This is a genomic window from Amycolatopsis sp. NBRC 101858 (assembly GCF_030269325.1).
In the GTDB taxonomy this organism is placed as follows: domain Bacteria; phylum Actinomycetota; class Actinomycetes; order Mycobacteriales; family Pseudonocardiaceae; genus Amycolatopsis; species Amycolatopsis ponsaeliensis.
Window position 1 is genome coordinate 372,063 of sequence record NZ_BSTD01000009.1, and the last position, 24,926, is coordinate 396,988.

25 protein-coding genes and 1 pseudogene are annotated in these 24,926 nt (G+C 70.4%); 15 read left to right on the plus strand and 11 right to left on the minus strand.

Annotation, left to right across the window (positions count from 1 at the left end):
* Positions 1-4 precede the first annotated feature (4 nt).
* Positions 5-397, minus strand: coding sequence for a TIGR03618 family F420-dependent PPOX class oxidoreductase (locus QSK39_RS52000; protein ID WP_285485266.1), 393 nt, complete (start codon positions 395-397; stop codon positions 5-7).
* 156 nt (positions 398-553) lie between these two features.
* Between QSK39_RS52000 and QSK39_RS52005 the strand changes: the two genes are divergently transcribed.
* Together QSK39_RS52005 and ybiA are read left to right on the plus strand one after the other, a co-directional pair.
* Entirely contained in the window at positions 554-1,759 is a 1,206-nt protein-coding gene (locus tag QSK39_RS52005; RefSeq protein WP_285485267.1) for a family 8 glycosyl hydrolase, read from the plus strand.
* Between the two features lie 64 nt (positions 1,760-1,823).
* A complete protein-coding gene (gene ybiA, locus QSK39_RS52010; protein WP_285485268.1) occupies positions 1,824-2,405 on the plus strand; it encodes a riboflavin biosynthesis intermediates N-glycosidase in 582 nt (193 codons plus the stop codon).
* Here ybiA and QSK39_RS52015 read toward each other — a convergent pair.
* Positions 2,366-3,352, minus strand: a complete 987-nt coding sequence (locus QSK39_RS52015) for a Gfo/Idh/MocA family protein (protein ID WP_285485269.1) — start codon at positions 3,350-3,352, stop codon at positions 2,366-2,368. The two genes, ybiA and QSK39_RS52015, sit on opposite strands and share 40 nt — an antisense overlap.
* Before the next feature lie 96 nt (positions 3,353-3,448).
* Between QSK39_RS52015 and QSK39_RS52020 the strand changes: the two genes are divergently transcribed.
* The 12 genes from QSK39_RS52020 (at position 3,449) to QSK39_RS52075 (ending at position 14,872) form a co-directional block, all read left to right on the plus strand.
* Positions 3,449-4,396, plus strand: coding sequence for an ABC transporter substrate-binding protein (locus QSK39_RS52020; RefSeq protein ID WP_285485270.1), 948 nt, complete (start codon positions 3,449-3,451; stop codon positions 4,394-4,396).
* Entirely contained in the window at positions 4,383-5,261 is an 879-nt protein-coding gene (locus QSK39_RS52025) for an amino acid ABC transporter permease (protein WP_284749555.1), read from the plus strand. Before QSK39_RS52020 ends, QSK39_RS52025 begins: the two co-directional genes overlap by 14 nt.
* Positions 5,254-6,021, plus strand: a complete 768-nt coding sequence (locus QSK39_RS52030) for an amino acid ABC transporter ATP-binding protein (protein ID WP_285485271.1) — start codon at positions 5,254-5,256, stop codon at positions 6,019-6,021. Before QSK39_RS52025 ends, QSK39_RS52030 begins: the two co-directional genes overlap by 8 nt.
* The gene (locus QSK39_RS52035) at positions 6,018-7,736 is read left to right on the plus strand and encodes an aminotransferase class V-fold PLP-dependent enzyme (RefSeq protein ID WP_285485272.1); all 1,719 of its coding nucleotides are present in this window, start codon (positions 6,018-6,020) and stop codon (positions 7,734-7,736) included. The genes QSK39_RS52030 and QSK39_RS52035 overlap by 4 nt, the downstream gene beginning before the upstream one ends.
* A gap of 44 nt (positions 7,737-7,780) precedes the next feature.
* Positions 7,781-8,158: an effector-associated constant component EACC1 gene (locus QSK39_RS52040; protein ID WP_285485273.1), complete on the plus strand. Its 378-nt coding sequence runs from the start codon at positions 7,781-7,783 to the stop codon at positions 8,156-8,158.
* A gap of 81 nt (positions 8,159-8,239) precedes the next feature.
* The gene (locus tag QSK39_RS52045; protein WP_285485274.1) at positions 8,240-8,881 is read left to right on the plus strand and encodes a dihydrofolate reductase family protein; all 642 of its coding nucleotides are present in this window, start codon (positions 8,240-8,242) and stop codon (positions 8,879-8,881) included.
* A 132-nt stretch (positions 8,882-9,013) separates the two neighbouring features.
* Complete coding sequence (locus QSK39_RS52050) at positions 9,014-10,564, plus strand: alpha/beta hydrolase (protein ID WP_285485297.1); 1,551 nt, start codon at positions 9,014-9,016, stop codon at positions 10,562-10,564.
* A 370-nt stretch (positions 10,565-10,934) separates the two neighbouring features.
* Positions 10,935-11,843, plus strand: a complete 909-nt coding sequence (locus QSK39_RS52055) for an ABC transporter ATP-binding protein (protein WP_285485275.1) — start codon at positions 10,935-10,937, stop codon at positions 11,841-11,843.
* Entirely contained in the window at positions 11,840-12,571 is a 732-nt protein-coding gene (locus QSK39_RS52060) for an ABC transporter permease (protein ID WP_285485276.1), read from the plus strand. Before QSK39_RS52055 ends, QSK39_RS52060 begins: the two co-directional genes overlap by 4 nt.
* Positions 12,572-12,628: 57 nt before the next feature.
* On the plus strand, positions 12,629-13,249 hold the full coding sequence (locus tag QSK39_RS52065) for a hypothetical protein (RefSeq protein WP_285485277.1): 621 nt from the start codon (positions 12,629-12,631) through the stop codon (positions 13,247-13,249).
* The gene (locus QSK39_RS52070) at positions 13,246-13,557 is read left to right on the plus strand and encodes a winged helix-turn-helix domain-containing protein (protein WP_013223409.1); all 312 of its coding nucleotides are present in this window, start codon (positions 13,246-13,248) and stop codon (positions 13,555-13,557) included. The genes QSK39_RS52065 and QSK39_RS52070 overlap by 4 nt, the downstream gene beginning before the upstream one ends.
* Position 13,558: 1 nt before the next feature.
* Positions 13,559-14,872, plus strand: a complete 1,314-nt coding sequence (locus QSK39_RS52075) for a DNA polymerase IV (RefSeq protein WP_285485278.1) — start codon at positions 13,559-13,561, stop codon at positions 14,870-14,872.
* 3 nt (positions 14,873-14,875) lie between these two features.
* Here the strand turns inward: QSK39_RS52075 and QSK39_RS52080 are convergent, their stop codons facing one another.
* The 5 genes from QSK39_RS52080 to QSK39_RS52100 all read right to left on the minus strand — a co-directional run bounded on the left by QSK39_RS52080 (position 14,876) and on the right by QSK39_RS52100 (position 20,308).
* Complete coding sequence (locus QSK39_RS52080; RefSeq protein ID WP_285485279.1) at positions 14,876-15,961, minus strand: glycoside hydrolase family 88 protein; 1,086 nt, start codon at positions 15,959-15,961, stop codon at positions 14,876-14,878.
* A 72-nt stretch (positions 15,962-16,033) separates the two neighbouring features.
* Entirely contained in the window at positions 16,034-16,708 is a 675-nt protein-coding gene (locus QSK39_RS52085; protein WP_285485280.1) for a FadR/GntR family transcriptional regulator, read from the minus strand.
* Positions 16,709-16,710: 2 nt separating this feature from the next.
* On the minus strand, positions 16,711-17,736 hold the full coding sequence (locus QSK39_RS52090; RefSeq protein ID WP_285485281.1) for an ABC transporter permease: 1,026 nt from the start codon (positions 17,734-17,736) through the stop codon (positions 16,711-16,713).
* Positions 17,733-19,271, minus strand: a complete 1,539-nt coding sequence (locus QSK39_RS52095; protein ID WP_285485282.1) for a sugar ABC transporter ATP-binding protein — start codon at positions 19,269-19,271, stop codon at positions 17,733-17,735. Before QSK39_RS52095 ends, QSK39_RS52090 begins: the two co-directional genes overlap by 4 nt.
* 62 nt (positions 19,272-19,333) lie before the next feature.
* A complete protein-coding gene (locus tag QSK39_RS52100; RefSeq protein ID WP_353051132.1) occupies positions 19,334-20,308 on the minus strand; it encodes a substrate-binding domain-containing protein in 975 nt (324 codons plus the stop codon).
* Positions 20,309-20,676: 368 nt separating this feature from the next.
* On the opposite strand from QSK39_RS52100, the gene QSK39_RS52105 reads away from it, so the two are divergent.
* Positions 20,677-21,804 (plus strand): CapA family protein, encoded by a 1,128-nt coding sequence (locus QSK39_RS52105; RefSeq protein WP_285485284.1) that lies wholly within the window; start codon positions 20,677-20,679, stop codon positions 21,802-21,804.
* A 117-nt stretch (positions 21,805-21,921) separates the two neighbouring features.
* On the opposite strand, the gene QSK39_RS52110 is transcribed toward QSK39_RS52105, so the two are convergent.
* The 4 genes and pseudogenes from QSK39_RS52110 to QSK39_RS52125 form a co-directional block, all read right to left on the minus strand.
* Positions 21,922-22,938: a family 2 encapsulin nanocompartment cargo protein polyprenyl transferase gene (locus tag QSK39_RS52110; RefSeq protein ID WP_285485285.1), complete on the minus strand. Its 1,017-nt coding sequence runs from the start codon at positions 22,936-22,938 to the stop codon at positions 21,922-21,924.
* Positions 22,935-24,314, minus strand: coding sequence for a family 2B encapsulin nanocompartment shell protein (locus QSK39_RS52115; protein ID WP_285485286.1), 1,380 nt, complete (start codon positions 24,312-24,314; stop codon positions 22,935-22,937). The genes QSK39_RS52110 and QSK39_RS52115 overlap by 4 nt, the downstream gene beginning before the upstream one ends.
* On the minus strand, positions 24,311-24,484 hold the full coding sequence (locus tag QSK39_RS52120; RefSeq protein ID WP_285485287.1) for a hypothetical protein: 174 nt from the start codon (positions 24,482-24,484) through the stop codon (positions 24,311-24,313). Before QSK39_RS52120 ends, QSK39_RS52115 begins: the two co-directional genes overlap by 4 nt.
* Positions 24,484-24,926 (minus strand): annotated as a pseudogene (locus QSK39_RS52125) (Crp/Fnr family transcriptional regulator); the annotation flags it as partial. The pseudogene QSK39_RS52125 and the gene QSK39_RS52120, both read right to left, overlap by 1 nt.

Below are 24,926 nucleotides of genomic sequence, written 5' to 3' on the forward strand. Positions count from 1 at the left end.
ACACCTAGGCGTTGCCGAGGATCCGGGTGACGGCGATCTCCAGGACCACCCGCTCGGGGTTCGGCTTGGGCTGCCGGTAGCGCGCCGCGTAGCGGTTTTCCGCGTCCCGCACCGAGTCCGGGTCGTCGCGCAGCACCACGCGTCCCTCCAATGTGGACCAGGTGCGGCCCTCGACCTGGCAGACCGCGGCCGGGAGGCCATCCGCGCCCGCCTTCCGCGCGAGGCGGGCCTTCACCGAGCCGCTCCGGGTGATCACCCGGGCGATCCCGGTCTCGAAGTCGACGGTCACACCGACCGCGACGACGTGCGGGGTACCGTCCGGCCGGACCGTCGTCAGGGTGGCCAGGCGGCGCTCGGTCCAGAAGGCGCGGAAGTCCGCGCCGCGGTCGATCTCCATGCGGTCCACGCTAGTCCGTCCGGGTGGCCGGAGGGCCGTGAGACCACTCACGGTCATTGTAAGGAAAGTTTCCTAACAGTCTTGACCTCGTCTTGAACCTTCTGTCACGCTCTGATCGCCGTCGCCGCAGCCAACGATGTCCTTTACGGAGGAGCGATGAAGAGAATCGTCCGGGCGGTGGTGGCCACGGCCGCGCTGGCCGCCGGGCTGCTGAGCGTGCCCGCGACCGCGTCCGCGGCCGGTACTCCCTACGTGCCCGGAACCCTGCGGCCGTCCGTCTCGCAGGCCACGCAGGACCAGGCGCTGCAGAAGTACTACGACTTCTGGAAGAAGAACTTCCTCACCACCAAGTGCGGCAGCGGCACCTACGCCGTGCTGTCGAAGGACGCCGACCACTCCTTCGTCGCCGAGGGTGAGGGCTACGGCCTGACGATCTCGGCGATGATGGCCGACAAGGACACGCAGGCCCGCTCGATCGTCGACGGGATCCTGAAGTTCGTGAAGGCGCACCCGTCGGTCAACAACAAGGACCTGCACGCGGCCGAGCAGGACGCGAACTGCAAGAGCGTCAACGGCAGCGACTCCGCCACCGACGGCGACCTCGAGATCGCGTACGGCCTGCTCGTCGCGGACAAGAAGTGGGGCAGCACAGGCTCGGTGAACTACAAGGCCGAGGCCGTCCGGATCATCAACGCCATCAAGAAGTCCGAGGTCAACGGCACCACGAAGTTCACGCTGCTCGGCGACTGGGGCAACGACGCGGAGTACAAGAACAGCTCGCGCTCGTCGGACTGGATGCCGGGGCACCTGCGCGCGTTCGCGGCGGCGACCGGCGACAGCTTCTGGGACCAGGTCCGGACCCGGTCGGAGACGGCGGTGAGCCAGCTGCAGTCGCAGTACGCGCCGAACACGGGGCTGCTGCCGGACTTCGTGGTCAACACGAACTCGACCCCGAAGCCGGCACCGGCGGACTTCCTCGAGGGCCCGTACGACGGCAAGTACAGCTGGAACGCCTGCCGCGACCCGTGGCGCCTGGGTGCGGACGCCATCTCGGCCTCGGGTAGCGCGGCTGCCGCGCAGGTCCGCAAGATGAACACGTGGATCAAGTCCGCCACGGGCGGCGACCCGGCGAAGATCCAGAGCGGCTACTCGCTGTCGGGATCGAAGACCGAAAGCGGCCAGCACCCGTGCTTCACGGCCCCGTTCGCGGTGGCGGCGATGACCGACCCGGGCAGCCAGGCGTGGCTCGACAAGCTGTGGACGGCGGTCTCGTCGTGGTCCCCGGACTCGACGGACTACTACGGGACGGGCATCACGGTCCAGGTCCTGCTCATCTTGAGCGGCAACTACGTGGCTGCCTAGGACGGTTCGTCCCGCACCCGGAATTCGGGTGCGGGACGACCGCCTCACGGGTGAGACTGGCGCCATGACCGGTCACCCGCGCAGTGTCGAGGAGCTGACCCGCGCCCTCGACGCGGGGAAGCGGTTCAAGTACGTGTACTTCTGGGGCAACCAGCCGCCGCGTGGCGGCGGGGTGGGCTCCGGCTGCCTCAGCCAGTGGTGGCCGTCGCCGTTCGAGGTCGACGGCGTCCGGTTCGCCACCGCCGAGCACTACATGATGTGGCGCAAGGCGATGCTCTTCGGCGACGAGGAAGCGGCCTCCCAGGTGCTGGCCGCCCGCCACCCCAAGCAGGCCAAGGACTTCGGCCGCCGGGTGCGGCGGTTCGACGAAGCCGCCTGGGTCGCCCATCGGCGCGAGATCGTCGTCGACGGCAACGTCGCCAAGTTCGGGCAGCACCCCGACATCGGGCGCTACCTGGCCGGCACCGGTGAGCGCGTGCTCGTCGAGGCGAGCCCGCTCGACCGGATCTGGGGCATCGGCCTGGCCGCCGACAACCCGGTGATCGAGAAGCCGCGCAGCTGGCGAGGGCTCAACCTGCTCGGCTTCGCCCTCGCCGACGTGCGGGCTCAGCTGGGTTCGCGCGCCGGCAGTCCCGCGGTGCGGTAGATCTCGTCGATCACGGTCATCGTCTCGACGGCGTCCGCCGCCGACGTCTTCACCGGCTCGCCCCGCAGGACCGCCGCCGCGAACGCGTCCAGCTGGTACGCGTACGTTTCCCGGCGCGGGAACTTCTCCGTGCGCCGCGTGTCGCCGATCCGGACCGAGAAGCGGTGGAACGCCTGGGGCATCAGCGGGTTGAAGATGCCGAGCGACCCCTTCGAACCGGTCACCTTCGCGCTGATCTTCAAGAACGACGACGACCACATCGAGCACTCCACCCGCCCGGTGTGGCCCGACGGGTAGCGGAGCTCCGCCGTCATCGCCCGGTCGACGCGGGGTGACCGCAGCTTCGCCGACGCCGAAACCACCGAAGGGGTCTCGCCGCCGCCGAACGTCCGGGCCATGTGGACCGCGTAGCAGCCCGCGTCCATCGTCGCGCCGCCCGCCAGGTCGTAGTCGTAGCGGATGTCCGAGAACTTCGGCAGCGGGAAGCACAGCGCCGTCTCCACGCGCACGAGCGACCCCAGCTCGCCGGACGCGATGATCTCCTCGGCTCGCAGCGCCAGCGGGTGGTAGCGGTAGTGGAACGCCTCCATCACGACGCGGTCCGACGCCGCGGCCAGGTCGGCGATCTCCCGGGCCTCCGCCGCGTTGGCCGTGAACGGCTTCTCGCACAGCACGTGCTTGCCGGCGGCCAGAGCGGCCCGCGTCCACCGGCCGTGGAGGCCGTTCGGCAGCGGGTTGTAGACCGCGTCGACGTCCGGGTCGGCGAGCAGCGCCTCGTAGGACGAGTGCGCCCGCGGGATGCCGTGCTTGGCCGCAAACGCTTGCGCGCGCTCGAGGGACCGCGCGGCGACCGCGACGACGTCGACCTCGGAGCTGGCTGAAGCGGGCTTGACCAGGGCAGCGGGGGCGATGCCGGCCGCCCCGAGGATGCCGATCCGCAGGCTCATGCGCGAAAGCTAGCACCGAGTCAGATTTCAACAGCCAGTTGACCTCTTCAACAACGAGTTGTACCGTTCCGGCCAGCCGAACAGTGGAGGTCCGTTATGTCCCGTTCACGCGCCTTGCAGGCGGGTTTGCTCGCGAGCCTGGCCGTCCTGGTGACCGCCTGCGGTGGCGGTCCGGACGGCGCGGGCGGGACGTCGCAGGCCGCCGGCGCGCCCGCGTCCGGCATCCCGGACACCGCGGCCATCGTCCAGGGCGTGCAGAAGGACGCCCAGCTCAACGCGGCTTTGCCGGCGAACGTCAAGCAGACGGGCCTGCACCTGGCTTCGAACCTGCAGTCCGCGCCCAACAACTTCTACGCCGCCGACGGCAAGACCCCGATCGGCTACGAGGTCGACCTCGCCAAGGCGATCGCCGCCAAGCTCGGCGTCACCGTGACCCACCAGGACATGGCCTTCGGCTCGCTCATCACCAGCCTCCAGTCCGGCCGCATCGACCTCACGATGGCCGGCATGAACGACACCAAGGCCCGCCAGGCGCAGATCGACTTCGTCGACTACTTCACCTCGGGCATCACGATCATGATCCGCAAGGGCAACCCGGACGGCATCACCGGACCGGACACGCTCTGCGGCAAGAACGTCGCCGTCGTGCAGGGCACCAGCCACCAGAAGTTCGCCGAAGCGCAGAGCACCAAGTGCACGCAGGCCGGCAAGCCCGCGCTGAACGTCACCGCGACCGACAGCGACAACCAGAACCAGAACCAGCTGCGCACCGGCCGCGTCGCGGCGATCCTCAACGACCTCCCGAGTGCCGTCTACATCTCCCGGACCGCCGGTGACGGCAAGTTCTTCGAGGTCGTCCCGGGTGAGCCGATCGAAGGCGGGCCGTACGGCATCGGCGTCAACAAGCAGAACACGCCGCTGCGCGACTCCGTGCAGAAGGCGCTGCAGGCCCTCATCGCCGACGGCACCTACGGCAAGATCCTGCAGGCCTGGGGCGTCGACCAGGGCGCGATCAAGGAGGCCGCGGTCAATGGCGGGTCCTGAGCCGCTGCCCATCGTCCGGCTCCGCCATTGGGGACGCTGGGTCGCCGCCGCGATCATCCTGGCCCTGCTGGTGCTGCTGGGCATCGCCCTCGGCAACGCGCAGATCGAGTGGAGCCAGGTCCCGGACTTCGTCTTCTTCAAGGTGATGGCGACCGGCCTGCTCAACACCGTCGTGCTGGCGGTGCTGTCCCAGGGTGTCGCGATCGTGCTGGGCATCGTCATCGCCCTGCTGCGCCGCAGCGCCAACCCGGTCGCCCGGTGGTTCGCCGCCGGCTACATCTGGATCTTCCGCGGGCTTCCGGTGCTGCTGCAGATCCTGCTTTGGTACAACCTGGCGCTGGTCTTCCCGGTGATCGACATCCCGTTCCTGGTCCACGAGCAGACGAACGTGCTGATCAGCGCGTTCACCGCCGCGTTCCTCGGCCTGGCGCTCAACGAAAGCGCGTACATGGCCGAGATCGTCCGGGCCGGGCTGAACAGCGTCGACAGCGGGCAGACCGAGGCGGCCAAGTCGATCGGCATGACACCGGCCGCGACGCTGCGCCGGGTCGTGCTGCCGCAGGCCATGCGGGTGATCATCCCGCCGACCGGCAACGACTTCATCAACATGCTCAAGGGCACGTCGATGGCGTCGGTGATCGGCGTGACCGAGCTGATCCACGCGGCCAACAACATCTCGTCGAACAACCTGCTGGTGATGGAGACGCTGCTGGCCGCGGCCGTCTGGTACATGGTCGTGGTGACCGTCGCCGGGGTCGGCCAGCACTACCTGGAACGCTCGTTCGGGCAGGCCGACCGCGGGCCGCTGTCCCGTGCCGGCAAGGCGTTGCGCGGCGTGCCGCTGGTGAGGAGTGCCCGTGTCTGAGCCACTGCTGCGCGCTGTCGGCGTCAAGAAGTCCTACGGCCACACCGAAGTCCTCGGCGGCATCGACCTCGAAGTCCACAAGGGACAGGTCGTCTGCCTGCTCGGGCCGTCCGGCGCCGGGAAGAGCACGTTCCTGCGCTGCATCAACCACCTGGAGACGATCGACGCCGGCCAGATCTGGGTCGACGGCGAGCCGATCGGCTTCCGGCAGCGTGGCGGGAAGCTGTACGAGCTGCGCGAACGCGACGTCGCCCGCCAGCGCCGGGACATCGGCATGGTGTTCCAGCGGTTCAACCTCTTCGCGCACCGGACGGCGTTGGAGAACGTCGTCGAGGGGCCGATCCGGGTCCTCGGCCGCAAACCGGACGAGGCGCGCAAGCAGGGCCTCGAGCTACTGGATCGCGTCGGGCTCGGGCACCGGGGCGACGCCTACCCGGCGCAGCTGTCCGGCGGGCAGCAGCAGCGCGTCGCGATCGCGCGGTCGCTGGCGATGAAACCGAAGCTGATGCTGTTCGACGAGCCGACGTCGGCGCTGGACCCGGAGCTGGTCGGGGAGGTGCTCGAAGTGATGAGTACGTTGGCGGGGGAGGGGATGACGATGGTCGTCGTGACGCACGAGATGAGCTTCGCCGCGGAGGCCGCCGACGAGGTGGTGTTCCTGGCCGACGGCGCCGTCGTCGAGACCGGGCCGCCGTCGGAGGTCTTGAGCGCGCCGAAGCACGAGCGGACCCGGCAGTTCCTGGCGAGGATCCTCGCGTGACGCGGATTTCGCCCCGGTACCTGCTCCAGTTCGACGAGCCCGCCGGCTACCTCGACTTCGCCCGCTTCGGGCCGCCGTCGCACGCGGTGCTCGACACGACGGCCGCGCTGCTCGACCAGGCCACCACGGCCGGTCCGTCCACTGTGGACGAATTGATGCGGCAGGAGATCCGGGCCAAGGCGGCCGCCGCGCGGCTGTCCGGCTCGGACACCGACCACACCGTGCTGCTGCCCAACACCAGCCTCGGGCTGTTCCAGGCCGCGTTCCACAGCAGCGGTGACGTCCTGGTGTCGGCGGCCGAGTTCCCGGCCAACACCTACCCGTGGGCACGCGCCGAACAGGCCGGCCGCCTTCGCGTCCGACGGCTGACCGGCGGCTACGTGACTCCTGAGCGCGTCGCCGAAGCGCTGACGCCGGAAATCACGACGGTCAGCGTGAGCGCGGTCGACTTCCGCACCGGCTTCCGGGCCGACCTCGCGGCACTGCGCGACGTCGTCGGCGACCGGCTGCTGGTCGTCGACGGCATCCAGGGCTTCGGCGTGGTCGAGGAGCCGTGGGAGGTCGCCGACGTCCTGGTCGTCGGCGGGCAGAAGTGGCTGCGCGCGGGCTGGGGGACCGGCTTCGCGGTGCTGTCGGACCGCGCCTTGGAACGGATGGACCCGGTGCTCTCGGGCTGGACCGGCGCCCGCGACCCGGGCCTGTTCGACGACGAGATCCACCCGCCGGACGTCACCGCCCAGGCCTGGTCCATTTCGAACCTCAGCCCGATCACGTCCGGCGCCTTCGCCGAGGCCCTCGAACTGGTCGAGGACGCCGGCGTCGGCGCCATCGCGGCGCGGATCGCCGAGCGGATCGCGTCCTTCGAGGAGGTGCTGGCGTCCTGCGGCGCCGAGGTCGTCTCGGCGACGGAACGGCGTGCGGGAATCCTGGCGTTCACGCTGCCCGGCCACCCGGCCGAGCAGGTCGGCGCGGCGCTGGCCACCGCCGGGATCGCGGCGACGGTCCGGCCCGAGCACGTCCGGTTGTCTCCGCACGCATCGACTCCCGCGGCGGCCGCGGACTTGCTGCGTGGGGCCTTGGAGACGCTGACCAAGCCGCGCGAACCGCTGGTCGTCCCGGCCGCGGGCGCGACGACGCACGAGGTGCTGACCGCGCTGGTGCCGGCCATCCCGGGCCTCGCGGCGATGCTCGGGCCGGGCAACGAGGTGCTGCTGCACGACCTGAGCCGGCTGCCGGACTCGATCGTCGCCATCGCGGGCGACCTGACCGGCCGCAACGTCGGCGGGCCGATGACCGACCTGCTGCTCGGCCTGGTCCGCCGCGGCACGACCCAGGACCTGACGAACTACCGCACGCACGGCCCGGACGGCCGCGCGATCCGGTCGTCGACGCTGTTCCTGCGCGACGCGGACGGGGTCGCGGTCGGCTGCCTGTGCGTCAACAGCGTCGACGCGTCCGCGTCGGCGAACGGCGCCGGCGAGCCGGAGACTTTCCCACCGGATGTCGACAGCCTGCAACGGTTCCTGGTCGACCGCGCGGTGACCAAGGCCGGGATCCCGGTGGACCTCATGAAGAAGCGGCACAAGGCGGCGGTGGTCCGCGAACTCGACGAAGCCGGTTATTTCCTCATCAAGGACGCGGTCGACCACCTGGCCGGCCGCCTCGACGTCACGCGCTACACAATCTACAACTACCTCAACGAAATCCGTGCCTGATCGGGGCCTTGCCGGAGGTCTTCGCGGGGCGCACCATGGCGCGCATGACCGAACCGGACACGCGGCAGGCGGTGCTCCGCATCGAAGCGGCGGACGCCGACGCCGAGGAGCTCGACCGGCTCGCCCGGCGCCTGCGGGCGGAGCTGGGCGAGCTCGACGTCGACCTGCGGGCGGTGCCGGGTGAGCTGCCGGAGGGCGCGAAGGCGGCCGATCCGGTGACGGTCGGCTCGCTGATGGTGGCGTTCAGCGCGGCGGGCGGCGTGTTCCCCGGTCTGGTCGAGACGCTGCGCGAGTGGCTGGGCCGGCAGGCGGGCCACCACAAGATCAAGATGACGATCGACGGTGACACGGTCGAGCTGGAGCGGGCGACCACGGCCGAGCGGCAGCAGCTGATCGAGGCGTTCGTCCAGCGCCACGGGTGATTTCTCCGGTCCGGTGTCGAACCGGCGGCCTCCCGTCCGACGCGTTGACGACCCGGTCAACGCACCTCGGAAGGAACCACCATGAGCAAGGTGATCGCCGACATCTCGATGTCGCTGGACGGATACGTCACCGCACGCGGCGCGGACGAGGAACACGGCCTCGGTGTCGGCGGCGAGGCGATCCACGCGTGGGTCCTGGAGCAGCCCCGGTCCCCGGTCGACGAAGCGGTGCTGTCGCGCAGCTTCGAGCAGACCGGCGCGGTGGTCCTGGGCCGGCGGTTGTTCGACGTCGTCGACGGCCCGCACGGCTGGGACGACGGCGTCGGGTACGGCCACGACCAGGACCAGTCGGCCGCGCCACCGTGTTACGTCGTCACCCACCAGGAGCCCGCCCAGGTGCGGCTCGCGTCCCGGTTCCGGTTCGTGACGGGCGGCGTGGCGGCCGCGATCGACGCGGCCCGGAAGGCCGCGGGCGCCAAGGACGTCGTCGTCATGGGCGGCGCGAAGGTGATCGACCAGAGCCTGGCGGAGGGCTTGGTCGACGAGCTCCGCCTCCACCTGTCCCCGCTGCTGCTGGGCGGCGGAACGCGGCTGTTCGACCTGGCCGGCCGGACCACGCTGGTCCAGCGCTCGGTGACCGGGTCACCGCGGGCGACGCACATCACCTACGAGGTCGTCCGGGACCAGGCCCCGGCCGGCGCATCCGATTTCCGCCTTTCGTAGGGCATTCGCGCTCGCGCGGGCCGTTGCCCTCCCTCGACGGCCCGGTGCGGGTCTAGGGTTCAGCCGCTCGAATCGAACCCGAAAAGGGAGAAAACAGTGAGACGTGCCATTTCTTCCAGGGTGACTGTCGCCGTGGTCGCCGCCGCGGTGGCGTCCGCGCTCGTGGCCGCGCCGTCCGCGTCCGCGGCGCCCGCGCCGGCAGCCGGGACGATCGCCTGGGGGCCGTGTACCGATCCCACACTCGTCGCCGCCGGCGCCGACTGCGGGTACCTGGGGGTGCCGCTCGACTACTCGAAGCCCCACGGCGAGCAGGTCCAGCTCGCCGTGAGCCGCGTCAAGCACAAGGTCGCCGACGCGCAGTACCAGGGCGTCATGCTGACCAACCCGGGTGGCCCCGGCGGTTCCGGCCTGCTGCTGGCGACGCGCGGCCCGCGCGTGCCCGACCACGCCGGCGACGCCTACGACTGGATCGGCTTCGACCCGCGCGGTGTCGGCGCGAGCAAGCCCGCGCTGAGCTGCGACCCGAACTACATGGACTACGACCGGCCGCAGTACGTGCCGCTCACCCCGCAGCTCGAGAAGACCTGGCTCGCCCGCTCGAAGGGCTACGCCGAGGCCTGCGCGAAGAACAACCCGAAGGCCCTGCTGGAGAACATGAAGACGACCGACACGGTCAAGGACATGGACTCCATCCGCCAGGCGCTCGGGGCGAAGCAGCTGAACTTCTACGGCTACTCCTACGGCACCTACCTCGGCCAGGTGTACGGCTCGCTGTTCCCGCAGAACGTCCGCCGGATGGTGCTCGACTCGACCGTCGACCCGCGCGGCGTCTGGTACGGCGACAACCTGAACCAGGACGTCGCGTTCGACAAGAACATCCTGATCTGGTTCGGCTGGCTCGCCCAGCACGACGACGTCTACCACCTCGGCAAGACCCAGTCGGCCGTGCAGCGGGTGGTCAACGAGCAGCTGCTCAAGGCGCAGTTCAACCCGGCGGGCGGCGTGATCGGCCCGGACGAGATCATCGACGTCATCCAGCAGGCGTCGTACTACCAGCTGCGCTGGACGCTGCTGGGCGACGCGCTTTCGCGATTCGTCAACCAGGGCGACTGGCAGAACTGGAAGTCCCTGTTCGAGGCCTTCGGCGGCCGCGGTGACGACAACGGCTACGCGGTCTACCTGGCCGTCCAGTGCACCGACGTCCAGTGGCCGCAGAGCTGGAACCAGTGGAAGATCGACAACTGGAAGACGTTCACCAAGGCGCCGTACTTCACCTGGCAGAACGCGTGGTTCAACGCGCCGTGCCTGTACTGGCCCGCGAAGGCGGCCAAGCCGACCAAGATCGACGGCAGTGGCGTCAAGAGCGTGCTGATGATCGACGAGACCCTGGACGCGGCGACGCCGTTCCCGGGCAGCCTCGAGGTCCGCAGCCGCTTCCCGGGCGCGTCGCTGATCTCCGAGCCCGGCGGCACGAGCCACGCGATCACCCCGCGCGGCAACGCGTGCGTCGACAACAAGATCGCGGACTACCTGGCGACGGGCGCGCTCCCGGCCCGCAAGCCGGGCCGCACGGCCGACGTCGAGTGCGCGCCGCTGCCCCAGCCGACGCCCCCGGCGCCGACCGCGGCGAAGGCCGACCTGAGTGCCACGCAGGGCCTGGTTGCCGGACGGTTCACCGGCTGACCTGCGTAAACCCTGGGAAACGGGGTGTCGGGCCCAGTGCCCGGCACCCCGTTTTTCATGCGGGCATGCCGGTCGAGAAACCTGCCAGACCTGGTCGCGGTGAGGCCCGCGCGGACGGCGTCGTGACCGACTTCGCCGACCGGCGCGGCCGCGAGTGGCTCCGGCGGTAGGCGACACGACGAAGGTCTCGGCGCCCACCGCCGCCTGTTCTGACCTGCGTAAACCTGTCGAAACGGGGTGTCGGGCCCAGTGCCCGGCACCCCGTTTTTCATGCTTTCCGGCGCCGGGGGCTTTGAAGTTGCGCGGACTTTGTGTTACAAAGTCCACAGCGACTTTGCGCTGCAAAGTCCACGAACGAAAGGAGAGCGCCATGACTGGGGGACCGGCGTTCGCGCTCCACGGGCTGACCAAACGGTTCGGCCGGGTCACCGCCGTCGACGGGGTGTCCGTCGAGGTCGCGCACGGCCAGATCGTCGCGCTGCTCGGGCCGAACGGCGCGGGCAAGTCGACCACCGTCGACATGCTGCTGGGGCTGACCAAGCCGGACGCGGGCGAGGTCACCGTCGCCGGGGGCAGCCCGCGTGCCGCCGTCGACCGGGGCCTACTCGGCGCCATGATGCAGAACGGCGCGCTGCTGCCGGACGTCACCGTCGGCGAGATCGTCGGCCTGGTCGTCTCGACGCACGCCCAGCCGCTGCCCGCGGCCGAAGTGATCGCCCGGGCCGGCCTGCAGAACCTCGTGAAGCGCCGCTGCGGCAAGCTCTCCGGCGGGGAACGGCAGCGCGTCCGGTTCGCGCTCGCCCTGGCCGGCAACCCGGACCTGCTCGTCCTCGACGAGCCCACCGCCGCGATGGACGTCGACGGCAGGCGGGCCTTCTGGGCGGCCATCCGCGAGTTCGCCGCCACCGGCCGGACCGTGCTGTTCGCGACGCACTACCTCGCCGAGGCCGAGGACTACGCCGACCGCGTCGTGCTGATGCGCCACGGCGCCGTCGTCGCCGACGGTGCGGTCGCCGAGGTCCGGGCCGCCGTGTCCGGGCGGGTGCTCAAGGCCGTCGTGCCGGGCGCCGGCGAAAGCGACCTGGCGGACCTGCCGGGTGTCACGACCGTCCAGCTGCGTGCCGGCCGGGCCGAGCTCGCCTGCGCCGACTCCGACGCCGCGATCCGCGCACTGCTGGCGAAGTACCCGCGGGCCACCGACATCGAAATCACCGCGCTGGGCCTCGAAGAGGCCTTCCTGGCGCTCACCGCCGACGAGACCGAAGGGGCGGCCGCGTGAACACCACCTACCTGAGCCTGGAGATCAAGCGGATCGTCCGGAGCCCGCAGTTCACGATCTTCACCATCGGCATGCCGGTGGCCATGTTCCTGCTGTTCGGGTCGATCTTCGGCAAGCTCATCGCGCCGAACGGCCTGCCGGCGGACGTCCAGACCATGATCAACCTCGCCGCGTACGGCGCGAGCGGCGGCGCCCTGTTCACCGGGACCCGGGTCGCGCAGGAACGCACCGACGGCTGGCAGCGCCAGCTGCGGCTGACGCCGATGCGCGGCCCCGGCTACCTCGTCGTCAAGGTCATCTCGGCGATGGCGGTCGCGCTGCCGGTGCTCGTGGTGGTGTTCGTCGCGGGCCTGGCCATGGGCGTGCAGATGAGCGCCGCGCAGTGGGGGCTGGTGCTGGTGTCGTTGTGGGTCGGCGTGCTGCCGTTCGCGGTGCTGGGCCTGGCCATCGGCCTGTTCGGCAAGGGCGACACGGTCGGGGCCGTCACCGGCGCGCTGATGATGCCGCTGGGCATGCTCGGCGGCCTGTGGATCCCGCTCTACGTCCTCCCGGACTGGATGGCGACGCTCGCGCACTTCTTCCCGACGTACTGGCTCGGCCGGCTCGGCCTCGAACCCCTGGCCCACGCCGGCGGGCTGGGGTTCGCGGTGCTCGTGCTGGCGGGCTGGCTGGTCGTGCCCGCCCTGGTCGTCGTGCGCCGGTTCCGGCTGGACACGGCTCGGCTGTAAGTGCGTGTTAACTTCCGTGCAGTACTGAGGGGTCTGCGCGGACGAAGGGCGGAACGGGTGGACGACGAGCCGTTGTCGGCGGAGGAGTCGCTGAACCTGATCGCCCAGCAGGCCCGGCGCAACCGCCGGGAACTGGGCGGGGGCCCCGCGCGCATGCTCGCCGCGTGGGCCTTCGCCTGGCTGCTCGGCTGGGGGTTCACCTACTTCGCGACGCAGACCGAGAGCATCCCCGGCTGGGTCGGCGGGGTGCTCGTCGCGGTGCTGTTCGTCTTCGCGATCACCTACACCGCCTACGTGAGCGCCCGGGCCGGTCGGGGGATCCGCGGCCCGTCCAAGACGGTCGGCGCGATGTACGGCTACAGCTGGGCGCTTTCCTCGATCGGGCTGACCGTGATCGACATCCGGATCACGCAGTTCGGTTCGCTGACCTCCGACCAGGTGTCGCTGCTGTGGTCGGGCACCTGGCTGCTGGTCACCGGCGTCCAGTACCTCGCCGGCGGCATGCTCTGGCAGGACAAGCTGATGTACGGCCTCGGCGCGTGGATGATCGTCTCCGCCGGGCTCAGCGTGGTGGTCGGGTTCCCGGCCAACTTCCTGGTGCTGGCGATCTGCGGCGGCGGTGGGTTCCTGCTCGGCGCGATCGTCTACTTCGTGCGCGAGAAGTCCGGGCGCCGATGAGCGAACTGCCGCAGCTCGACCCGGTCATCCACGCCCAGGCGCGGTTGCGGGTCACGGTCGCGCTCGCCGGGCTCCACACCGGCGACCAGATCACCTTCCCGCGGCTGCAGCAGCTCCTGGACATGACCGCCGGCAACCTCTCGACGCACCTGCGCAAGCTCGAGGACGCCGAGTACGTCGAGATCACCAAGGCCTACGAACACCGCACGCCGGTCACCCTGGTCCGGCTGACCGCGGCCGGGCGCGCGGCGTTCGAGAGCTACACCAAGGCGCTGCACCAGCTGCTGGACGCCACCGGCGGGGACTGACGTGGCCCGCTGGGTCATCCACCTCGACCTGGACGCCTTCTACGCGTCGGCCGAGCAGCTCACCCGCCCGACGCTGGCGGGCCGTCCGGTGCTCGTCGGCGGCACCGGGCCACGCGGCGTCGTCGCGGGCGCGAGCTACGAGTCCCGGGCGTTCGGCATCCGCTCGGCGATGCCGATGGCCCAGGCGCGGCGGCTGCTCCCGGCCAACGGCGTGATCGTGCCGCCGCGGTTCCGCGTCTACGAGCGGCTCAGCCAGGAGGTCTTCGCCGTCGTCACGGGGGTGGCGCCGGTGCTGGAGAAGATCTCGCTCGACGAGGCCTTCGCCGAACCGCCTTCGCTGACGGGCGCTTCGCTCGACGAGGTGACTTCGTTCTGCGCCACGCTGCGGGAGCGCATCCGGGCGGAGACGGGCCTGGTGGCGTCGATCGGCGCGGGCAACGGCAAGCAGATCGCCAAGATCGCCTCCGACGAAGCCAAGCCGGACGGCCTGCTGGTGGTGCCGCAGGGGACCGAACGCGAGTTCCTCGCGCCGCTGCCGGTGCGCGCGCTGTGGGGGATCGGGCCGGTGGCCGAGGGGAAGCTGCGGTTCATCGGCGTCCAGACGCTCGGGCAGCTGGCGGCACTGTCCGAACAGGACGCGGTGGCAACGCTGGGCGGGGTGGTCGGCCGCGACCTGCGCCGGCTCGCGACGGGGTTCGACGACCGCCCGGTGGCCGACCGCGGCGAGACCAAGCAGGTCAGCGCGGAAACGACGTTCGACACGGACATCAAGGACCTGACGACGCTGCGCGCGGAGGTCCGGCGGATCGCGGTGGGGGCGCACAAACGGCTGGTGAAGGCCGAGCGCGTGGCCCGGACCGTGGTGATCAAGCTGCGGCACACGGACATGCACACGGTGACCCGTTCGGAGACGATCTCCGCGCCCACGGACGACCTGGCCGAGCTGGCGGCGGTGGCGGAACGGCTGCTGCTGGACCCGGCGGAGTTCGGCGGGATCCGCCTGGCGGGCGTCGCGTACAGCGGGCTGTCCGTACCGCACCAGGACGCGCTGTTCTCCCTCGCCGTCCCTTCGGCGCCCGCGGCATCGACGGTGGTCACCGCGCCCGCCCCGGCACCGGCCGCCGCCCCGTCGGAGTGGCGACAGGGCGACGACGTGGTGCACGAGGAACTCGGCACGGGCTGGGTCCAGGGCGCGGGCCACGGCCGCGTGACGGTCCGCTTCGAGCACCGCACTTCCGGCCCCGGCGTCGCCCGCACGTTCGTCCAGGAAGATCCGGCCCTCCGCCGCGGCGACCCCGGCGACTGCCTGAAGTGAGTCCTACTCCGCGGAGCAGCCCTGGAGCTTGGCGACCTCCTGGCCGGCCAGGAGGAACGCGCCGACGCCGTAGGCCGCGGTGTCCGTGACCTTCGCCGTGGCCGGGCGGTCGCCGACCGGCTGGACGTAGCCGACCTTGCCGTCCGCCTGCAATGCCTTCGTCGACAGCGCCGTCCACGCCTTGTCCACCACCGGGCGGTACCGCGCGGCGTCCAGGATGCCCGCGCTGATGCCCCAGCCGATGCCGAACGTGAAGAACGCCGTGCCGCTCGTCTCCGGGCCGCCGTGGTCCCACGGGTTCAGCAGGTCCGAGTTCCAGAAGCCGTCACGGCGCTGCAGCAGGGACAACGAGAACGCCATCTTCTTGTACACCCGCAGGTATTCCGGCCGCCGCGGGTCGTCCGTGGGCAGGACCTGCAGCACCTTCGTCAGCGCCGCCAGGGCCCAGCCGTTGCCGCGCGACCAGAACACGCCCGAGCCGGTGAACCGCGCGTCGCGGTACCACAAGCCGGTGAACTCGTTGAACAGCTTGTGTTCCGACGTCTTGAACAGCTTGTCCATGGCGTCCAAATAGGACGGATCGTGGTCGATCACGCTCATCCGCGCGAACGACGGCATCGCCATGTTCAGCGCGTCGACGTAGTTCCAGTAGTCGCGGTGCCCGGCCTGCACCGACGCGACCTCGTCCTTGATCCGCGTGCGGATCGAGTCGAGCGAGATCTCCGGGTGGAAGTACGTGTACAGGTCCAGGTACGCCTCGCCGGCGGCCTGGTTGTCCGGGAAGAACGGCCGCTTCGGGTCGAGCGGCAGCTGGTAGTTCGCGGCCTGCGCCCACGGCAGCGTCTTGTGGTTCGACTGACCGGTGGTCCGGACCAGCGCCAGGTTGCCGACGTGGAACGTCGCGTTCTGCCAGTCGATCGCGTCGAGGTCGGTGCCGTTGGCGACCCAGTAGTTGCCCGCGGCCACCATCTGGTCGGTGATCGCGCAGGCCGGAGGGGCTGCCGCGGTGGCCGCCGGAGCGGTGAACAGGCTGCCCGCCAACGCAGCGGCCGCGAGCACGCCGAAGCCACGAATACCCGGGAAACGCATGGAAGCGTCCTCCTCAGCACGTCATGGCGGCGGGTGGGTCGCAGCGAGTGTTCAGGGTTCCCGGTGGACGTGTCAAGGTGCCGGTGAGCGGTACGGTGCAACGGTTTCCAGCAACCGGCGCGACGCGGATTCGGCCCCGTCGGCGTTCTTCGCCAGCACCAGCGTGAGCACGCGGGAGTGCGCGACGAGCGTGTTGCCCTCGGGCAGTTCCATCGGCTCGCCGTGCGCAGTCAGCGCCGCCACCACGGGTACCTGCAGCTGCGCGATCAACGCGTTCCCGGACGCGCGGATCAGCGCCGCGTGGAACCGCGAATCGGCCTCCCGGAAGGCCGCGGCGTCGGAGCGCTCGACCGCGTCCGCCATCAGCTCGTAGGCCGCGGCCATCGCCGACAGCTCGTCGGGACGCCGGTGCTGCGCGGCCATCCGCGCCGCCTGCGGCTCGATCATCAGCCGCAGCTCCAGCAGCTCGCGCAGGTGCTCGCGGCCGTCGGGCCCGTTGACGCGCCACGCGATGACGTCCGGGTCGATCGCGTCCCAGGCGTCCGGCGGCAGCGTCCACGTGCCGACACGCGGCCGCGCGGTCACCATCCCCTTCGACTCCAGCACGCGCAGCGCTTCGCGGACCACCGTCCGGGAGGCGGAGAAGCGGCGGCCCAGCTCCTCGGGGACGAGCGGCTGCCCGTCCCCGAGGACGCCTTCGACGATGAGCCTGCCCAGTTCGTCCACTATCCGGGCGTGGAGGTTCACCGCTACTCGGGCAAGCCGACGCGGCGCTCTCCGCTGCGCAGCTGCTGCAGCACGACCGCGATCACCAGCAGGGCGCCGTGCGCGACGTTCTGCCAGAACGGGTTGATGCCCAGCCCGGACATGCCGTTGTCCAGCACGCCCAGGATGATCACCGCGAGCACGGTGGAGATGATCGACCCGCGGCCGCCCTTGAGCATCGTGCCGCCGAGCGCCGCGCCGGTGACGGCCTGCAGCTCCAGGCCTTCGGAGCCGGACACCGGCTGGCCGGAGCCGGTGCGCGCGGTGATCAGCACGCCCGCGACCGCCGCGACCACGCCGGCCAGCGCGTACACGCCGATGATGTACCGGTTGATGTTGATGCCGGCCAGCCGCGCGGCCGTGTCGTTGCCGCCGATGGCGTAGACGTTGCGGCCGATGTCGGTGTACTTCAGCAGGAAGTGCAGCAGTGCCGCGACGATCAGGAACACCCACACCAGCGACGGCAGGCCCGCGATCGCGCCCTTGGCCAGGAAGATGAACAGGTCGTCGCCGCCGGTGTAGCCCTGCGACTTGCCGTCCGAGATGACCTGCGCGACACCCTTGTAGGTGGCGAGCATGGCCAGCGTCGCGACCACCGGGTTGACCCGGCCGAAGATGATGATCATGCCGTTGATCAGGCCGCACAGGATGCCGACGCCGACCGCGGCGAGGATGCCGACCCCGGCGCTGCCGGTCGAGGTGAACACCATCGCCGAGATGACCGACGCGAGCCCGGCCATCGAGCCGACCGAGATGTCCAGCGCGCCCAGGATGATCACCAGCGTCTGCACCAGGGCGAGCAGCCCCATGATGGTGATCGCGCTGCCGATCAGCAGCAGGTTGTTGGTGCGCAGGAAGTTGTCGTTCAGGATGCTCAGCAGGACGATCAACGCGATCAGCGTGATGATCAGGCTCGAGTTCTGCACGCCGATGCCGGTCAGCACGCGACGCGCGGCCGACGGCTGGGGCGGCGCGGCGGGTGCGGCGGTTTCCTTGGTGGGGGTACTCATGCGCCGATCTCCTGCTGCTCTTCTACTGCCGGTTCGGTTTCGGGGATGGCGAGGGTCAGCACGGCTTCCTCGGTCGCGTCTTCGCGGCCGATCTCGCCGGCCAGGTGCCCGGCGCGCATCACGAGGATGCGGTCGGCCAGCGTCAGCACCTCGGGCAGGTCGGAGGAGATGACCAGCAGCGCGATGCCTTCCGCGGCGAGGCCGTCGATGATCCGGTAGATCTCGGCCTTCGCGCCGACGTCGACCCCGCGGGTCGGCTCGTCGAGGATCAGCAGCTTCGGCCGCCGCGCCAGCCAGCGCGCGAGGACGGCCTTCTGCTGGTTGCCACCGGACAGCTTGCGGACTTCCTGCTCCATCGACGGCGTCCGCACGCGGAGCTCGCTGATGTACTCCTCGACGAGCGCGCGTTCCTTCGCGCGCTTCACGACGCGGAAGCGGCGAAGGCGGTCCAGCACCGAGATGGAGATGTTGTCGCGGACGGACCGCTGCATGAGCAACGCGTCCGTCTTGCGCTCTTCGGGCGCGAAGCCGATGCCTGCTTTGACCGCGTCGCCGGGGTTGTGGGCGCGCAGCCGCTTGCCGTCGAGCTCGACGGTGCCCGACCGGATCGGCAGGTCGCCGACGATCGCCCGGGCCAGCTCGGACCGTCCCGCGCCGACCAGGCCGGCCAGGCAGACGACCTCGCCCGCGCGGACCTGCAGCGAGATGCCGGTGACGTCGTCGGTCGTGACGTCGTCGAGCTTCAGCACGATGTTGCCGGTTTCCTGGGTGACGCGGCGTTCCAGCGCGGAGAGGTCGCGGCCGATCATCATCCGGACCAGGCCGGGCTCGTCGGTCTCGGCGACCTGCTGGACGCCGACGAGCTTGCCGTCGCGCAGCACGGCGACGCGGTCCGCGAGCTGGAAGATCTCCTTCATCCGGTGCGAGACGTAGACGACGGCGACCCCGCTGTCGCGCAGCCGCCCGATCAGCCGGAAGAGCGCCTCCACCTCGTGCTCGGACAGCGACGACGTCGGCTCGTCGAAAGCGATCACCTTCGGCGGGGTGGCCGCGGTGAGCACGCGGAGGATCTCGACGATCTGGCGCTGGGCGGCCGACAGCTTGACGCCGAGCGTCGCCGGGTTGAGCACGCCTTCGAAGCCGTACTCGGCGAGGGCGTCCTGCGTCGCCTTCAGGAGCGTGCGGCGGTTGAAGACCCGCACCTTCGCGGGGAGTTCGCCGACGAAGACGTTCTCCGCCACCGAAACGTGCGGGATGATCTCGGGTTCCTGGTAGATCACGCGGACCCCGGCGGCCATCGCCGCGCGCGGGGTGTCGAAGGTGACTTCGGTGCCGTCCAGGAGGAGCCGGCCGTCGTCGGGGCCCTGGTCGCCGGAGAGGACGCGCAGCAGCGTCGACTTCCCGGCGCCGTTCTCGCCCATCAGCGCGAGCACCTCGCCGGAGCGGATCTCCAGCGAGACGTCGTCGAGGGCGGTGACCCCGGAGAAGCGCTTGCCGATGCCCTCGACGGCGAGCGCGGGAGCAGAGCTGGACATGGTCGCCCTTCGAGCGGTGGAACCCGCGGGCGGTGCGCTCGGCACCGCCCGCGGGAGTTCGGTCAGGTGCAGTTGACGCCGGCCTGCTTGTAGTTGTCCTTGTTGACGATCGTGGTCTTCGCGATCGTCTCCGCGGGCAGCTCCTTGCCGTTCTTCACCTTGTCGACCAGCACCTGGATCGCCGACCGGCCGACCTCGGCGCCGGAGATGTAGAGCGCGGACTTGTTGCCGGTGTCCTTGCCGGCCGCCCAGTCCTTGCAGTCCAGGTAGGCGCCGAGCCCGACGCCGATGATGTTGCTCGCCTGCACGCCCGAGTTGGCCAGCGCGGTCACGACGCCGGTCTCGTTCTCGTCGTTGCAGCCCCAGACCACCCAGTGCTTGACGCCCGGGTTGGAGCCGATCACCGCGCCGGAGCGGTTCTGCGCGTCGACGGGGGAGTTGTCGGTGCCGACGTCGATCACCTGGACGCCCGGGTCGCCGGCCTTCGCGAACGCGGCCTTGGCGGCGTTGACGCGGTCGGTGCAGACGCTGAGGTCCTGCTTGTAGGCACTGATGATCTTGGTGTCGGCGGCGGCCCAGCCGGCGGCCTTGAACAGCTTCCCGGCCTCGGTGCCGACCGAGTCGCCCATCTGGCTGCCGTTGAAGCCGACGAACGGGGCCTTCGCGCCGGTGCCGTCCTTGATGACGTCGTCGGAGGCGATGATCGGGATACCGGCGCTCTTGGCCTTGTCGATCACCTGCGGGCCGATGGCCTGGTCCGGGACGACGATGGCGACACCGTTCGCGCCCTGCGCGACCGCGGCGTCCAGTTCGGTGATCGCCTTGTTGGCGTCCTGGCCGAGGTTGACGACCTTGAGCTCGACGCCGAGCTCCTTCGCCTTCTCCTGCGCGCCCTGCGCCTGCTCGACGAAGTACTGCTGGTCACCCTGTTTCTGCAGGTAGTAGAGGGTGATCTTGCCGTTGGCGGGTGCCGACTGCTGCGGGGCGGCGGTGTCCTTGCCGGAGGAGCACGAGGCCATCAGGACACCGGAAATCAAACAACAACCAACAACGCTCCAGGTGCGGAACCTGTGCGGGTATGTGGACATCGAGTGCTCCCATGGGCCGGGGACGAGTGTTGCTGACGGGTTACCGCCGGGTGACTGGTATTACAAAACACCCGTTCGTACGACGTCAAGCCGCAGTTAGCGGAGCGATACCTACTCTGGGTAGTTGCATCGTGGCATGAACCCTGGCCATTTATCGTATTTTTTCGGCTCTGTCCTGCACGTTGTCCGGCTTTGTCCTGTGTGAATGTTCTGATCGGTGTTGTCGACTGTGGTGGAAGTTGCCGTTGACTGGGAGGTGGCGCGTGTCGGGTTCGTCCGGATGGCAGGATGGCCGGACCACAGCAGCAGGGGGACCGATGACGAAGCTCCGCGTCGCCGCGCTCGCCGGGGTCGCCGTCCTGGCGGCCGCGTGCAGCAGCAGCCCGCCGCAGTCCGGCCCGGCACCGACGCCGTTCCCGGAGACGTCTGCTTCGGCGGAAGCGGCCCCGGACGGCTCGTTCAGCGTCGTCGCGACCGGCGACGTCCTGATCCACCCGGCGCTGACCGAGCAGGCCGAGGCCGACGGCGGTGGCAAGATCGACTACCGGCCGCTGCTCGCCGGGATCAAGCCGCTGATCTCCGGCGCCGACCTCGGGATCTGCCACCTCGAGACGCCGCTGGCGCCGGAGGGCGGTCCGTACAGCGGGTACCCGTCGTTCAGCGCGCCGCCGGAGATCGCGGATGCGCTCAAGGACACCGGCTACGACACCTGCTCGACGTCGTCCAACCACACGATCGACCAGGGCGCCGACGGCGTGAAGCGGACCTTGGACAAGCTCGACGACACGGGCATCAAGCACACGGGCTCGGCGCGGTCGGCCGCGGAAGCGGCGAAACCGCTGGTGCTCGACGTCCACGGCGTCAAGGTCGCGCAGGTGTCGTACGCCTTCGGGTTCAACGGCATCAAGGTGCCGGCCGGGAAGCCGTGGCTGGCCAACCAGATCGACGTCGACGACGTCCTGGCGTCGGCCCGGAAGGCGCGCGAGGCCGGGGCGCAGGTCGTGATCGCCAGCCTGCACTGGGGCGTGGAGTACCAGCACGACCCGACGGCCGAGCAGCGGTCGCAGGCCAAGAAGCTCCTGGCGTCGGACGACATCGACCTGATCGTCGGCCACCACGCGCACGTGGTCCAGCCGTTCGAGAAGATCGGCGGCAAGTGGGTCGCCTACGGGCTCGGCAACAGCATCGCCCGCCATTCCGAACCGCGAGGCGACACGGAGGAAGGCGCGGCGGCCCGTTTCCGCTTCGTCCGCGACGGCGAGCGCTGGAAGGTCGACAAGGCCGAGTACATCCCGACGTACATCAAGCTCGACGCCCCGATCCGCCTTCTCGACTTGTCGACAACGCCCGCGTCGGCGCAGGTAACAAAGGCCCTGGGCGACACGGACAAGAACATCCTGAGCCTCAAAGCGGACAAAGACGGCCTGACCCGCCCCGGCAAGTAGGGTCGGCTCGCGTACCCAGACAGTCGGTTCGCGTACCCAGACGGTCGGCTCACGAGCCGACCCTCCAGGTACGCGAGCCGACTGTTCAGGTACGCGAGCCGACCCTCCAGGTACGTCTCAGTGGGTGCGGGTGGTGATCAGGCGGGCCAGGGACGCCAGTTCCGCGGCCGGGCGGGGGACCGGGTTCACCGCGGCCAGCTCGCGCAGCCCCTTCGCCACCAGCGCCGCCGCTTGGGCCTGGCTCCACTGGCGGCCGCCGGCCTCGTCGACGAGCGTGGCCGCGAGGGCCAGCTCGACGGCGTCGAGCGGGTCGGTCCCCGAGTACAGCGTCCCCAGCTCCGCGCCCGCCTCGGTGCCGGACGACAGCGCCGTCACCACCGGGAGCGACTTCTTGCGGTTCTGCAGGTCCGAGTACACCGGCTTGCCCGTCTCGGCGGGGTCGCCCCAGATCCCGAGCAGGTCGTCGACGTGCTGGAACGCCAGCCCGATCGCCCGGCCGAACGCGCCGAACCGCGGCACCGCCTCGGGCCGGCCGGCGAGCAGCGCGCCCAGCTCGCAGGACGCGCCGATCAGGGCCGCCGTCTTGCCGCCGGCCATCCGGATGCACTCCGCCTGCGTGACGTCGTCGCGCTGCTCGAAGTCGACGTCGGCGGCCTGGCCTTCCAGCAGTTCGAGCACGCCCTGGGACAGCAGCTTCGCGCCGTCGGGTGCCAGCTGTTCGAACGCCACGCTCAGCAGCGCGTCCCCGGCGAGCACCGCGGGCCCGGTGCCGAAGACCGTCCACGCCGTCGGCCGGTGCCGCCGGGTGGTGTCGCCGTCCATGACGTCGTCGTGCAGCAGCGAGAAGTTGTGCACGAGCTCGACCGCGACGGCGCCGGGCACGGCGTTCGCGGGGTCGCCGCCCGCGGCTTCCGCGCACAGCAGCACGAGCGCCGGCCGCAACGCCTTGCCGCCGTCCGCGGACGACGGTGCGCCGTCGGCGTCTTCCCAGCCGAAGTGGTAGCCGGCGATCCGCCGCATCGCCTCGGGCAGCCGCTCGGCCGCGGTGCGCAGTGCCGGGTCGACGAGCCCCTTGCTCCACGCGAGGACGTCGGCGAGGGGACGGGCGGCGGTCCGGGAGTCCATGGTCGTCATGAGCGGCCGATCTCGACGTCGTCGAGCACACCGAGCGCGTCCGGGACGAGCACGGCGGCGGAGTGGTAGGCACTGACCAGGTACGAGGTCACCGCGCGGTCGCTGATGCCCATGAACCGGACGTTGAGCCCGGGCTGGTACTCGTCGGGCAGTGACTTCGGGCGGAGGCCGATGACGCCGGCGTCGTCCTCGCCGGTGCGCATGGCCAGGATCGACGTCGTACCCGTCTCGGTGACGGGGATCTTGTCGCACGGCAGGATCGGGACCCCGCGCCAGGTTTGGACGCGTTTGCCGTCGAGGACGGCGGTGTCGGGGTAGAGGCGGGCTCGGGTGCATTCGCGGCCGAACGCGGCGATGGCGCGGGGGTGGGCGAGGAAGAACTTCGTTTTGCGGCGCCGGCAGAGCAGGTCGTCGAGGTCGAGGGGGGTGGGTGGTCCGGTGCGGGTGGTGAGGCGGTGTTTGAGGTCGACGTTGTGCAGGAGCCCGAAGTCGGTGTTGTTGACGAGTTCGTGTTCTTGCCGTTCCCGCAACGCTTCCACGGTCAGCCGCAGCTGTTGTTCCAGCTGGTTCATGGGGTTGTTGTAGAGGTCGGTGACGCGGTTGTGCACGCGCAGCACGGTTTGCGCGACGGCGAGGTCGTACTCACGGGGTGAAGGGTCGTAGTCGACGTAGGTGCCGGAGAGCATCGGCTCGCCGTCGTGGCCGGCCGCCAGGTCGATGCTCGCCTCACCGGCCTTGTTCTGCGGCTTCCGCGGCCGCCCGATCGCTTCGGCGACGTGGGTCCGCAGCGACTCCGACCGGCCGTTGAGCCGCGCGTACGCCGACGCGGGCAACACCAGCGCGATGACGCGGGTGGCGGCGCGGGCGGTGAACGACCACGTCGCGTCCTCGCGGGCGAGGAGTTCGGCACCGAGGTGGTCCCCGTCGGTGGCGGTGGCGAGGGTGACGTCGTCGCCGTATTCGCCGCGGCCGTGCTGGGTGACTTTGCCGTGGGCGATGAGGATCAGCGTGTCGAGCGGTGTGCCCGCGTCGATGATCGTCGAGCCGGGTTCGTATTCGCGTTGTTCGAAGGCTTCGGCGAGCGCACCCAATGCCGTCTCGTCGTTGAAGCCGCGGAGAAGTTCGAGTTCGGTGAGTTCGGCGGGGACGACTTGGATGCGGGCGCCGGTGTTGTAGAAGCTGACTTTGCCGTCGCCGATGGTGTAGGTGAGGCGGCGGTTGACGCGGTAGCTGCCGGCGGGGACGTCGACCCAGGGGAGCTGGGACAGCAGCCAGCGGGTGGTGATGCCGCGCATCTGCGGCAGGGTCTTGGTCGTCGTGGTCAGCGTCCGCGCGGCCTTGACGCCCAGCGACAACTGTTCTTCGGTGACGGTCACGGGTTCACCCGCCGATCGGGTTCGGGAGCTTCGGGAAGACCGGGCCGGGGCACGACGCGGGCCGCGGCGGTGCCGAGCCCGGTCGGCCCGAAGGCCGACGGCGGCAGGCCGGGCCCGGGGCGCGGCGGTTCGGCGTCGGGTTTGCGGGGCGGGGTCGCGGGTTCCGGCATCACGCCTCCCGGCCGAGTTCGGCGCTTTCCAGCACAGCCAACGCGTCGGGCACCAGCACCGCGGCCGAGTAGTACGCCGACACCAGATACGACATGATCGCCTGCTCCGACACCCCCATGAACCGCACGTTCAACCCCGGCTGGTACTCATCCGGCAACCCGGTCTGGTGCAACCCGACCACGCCCTGGGCCTGCTCCCCGGTCCGCATCAGCAGGATCGAGCTGGTCCGGGTCTCGGTGACCGGGATCTTGTTGCACGGCAGGATCGGCACCCCCCGCCACGCCGGCACGTGATGCCCGCCCATGTCCACCGCATCCGGGTAGACCCCGGCCTTGGTGCACTCCCGCCCGAACGCCGCGATCGTCTTCGGATGCGCCAGGAACACGCCCGGGTCCTTCCAGACCAGGGCCAGCAGCTCATCCAGGTCGTCGGGGGTGGGTG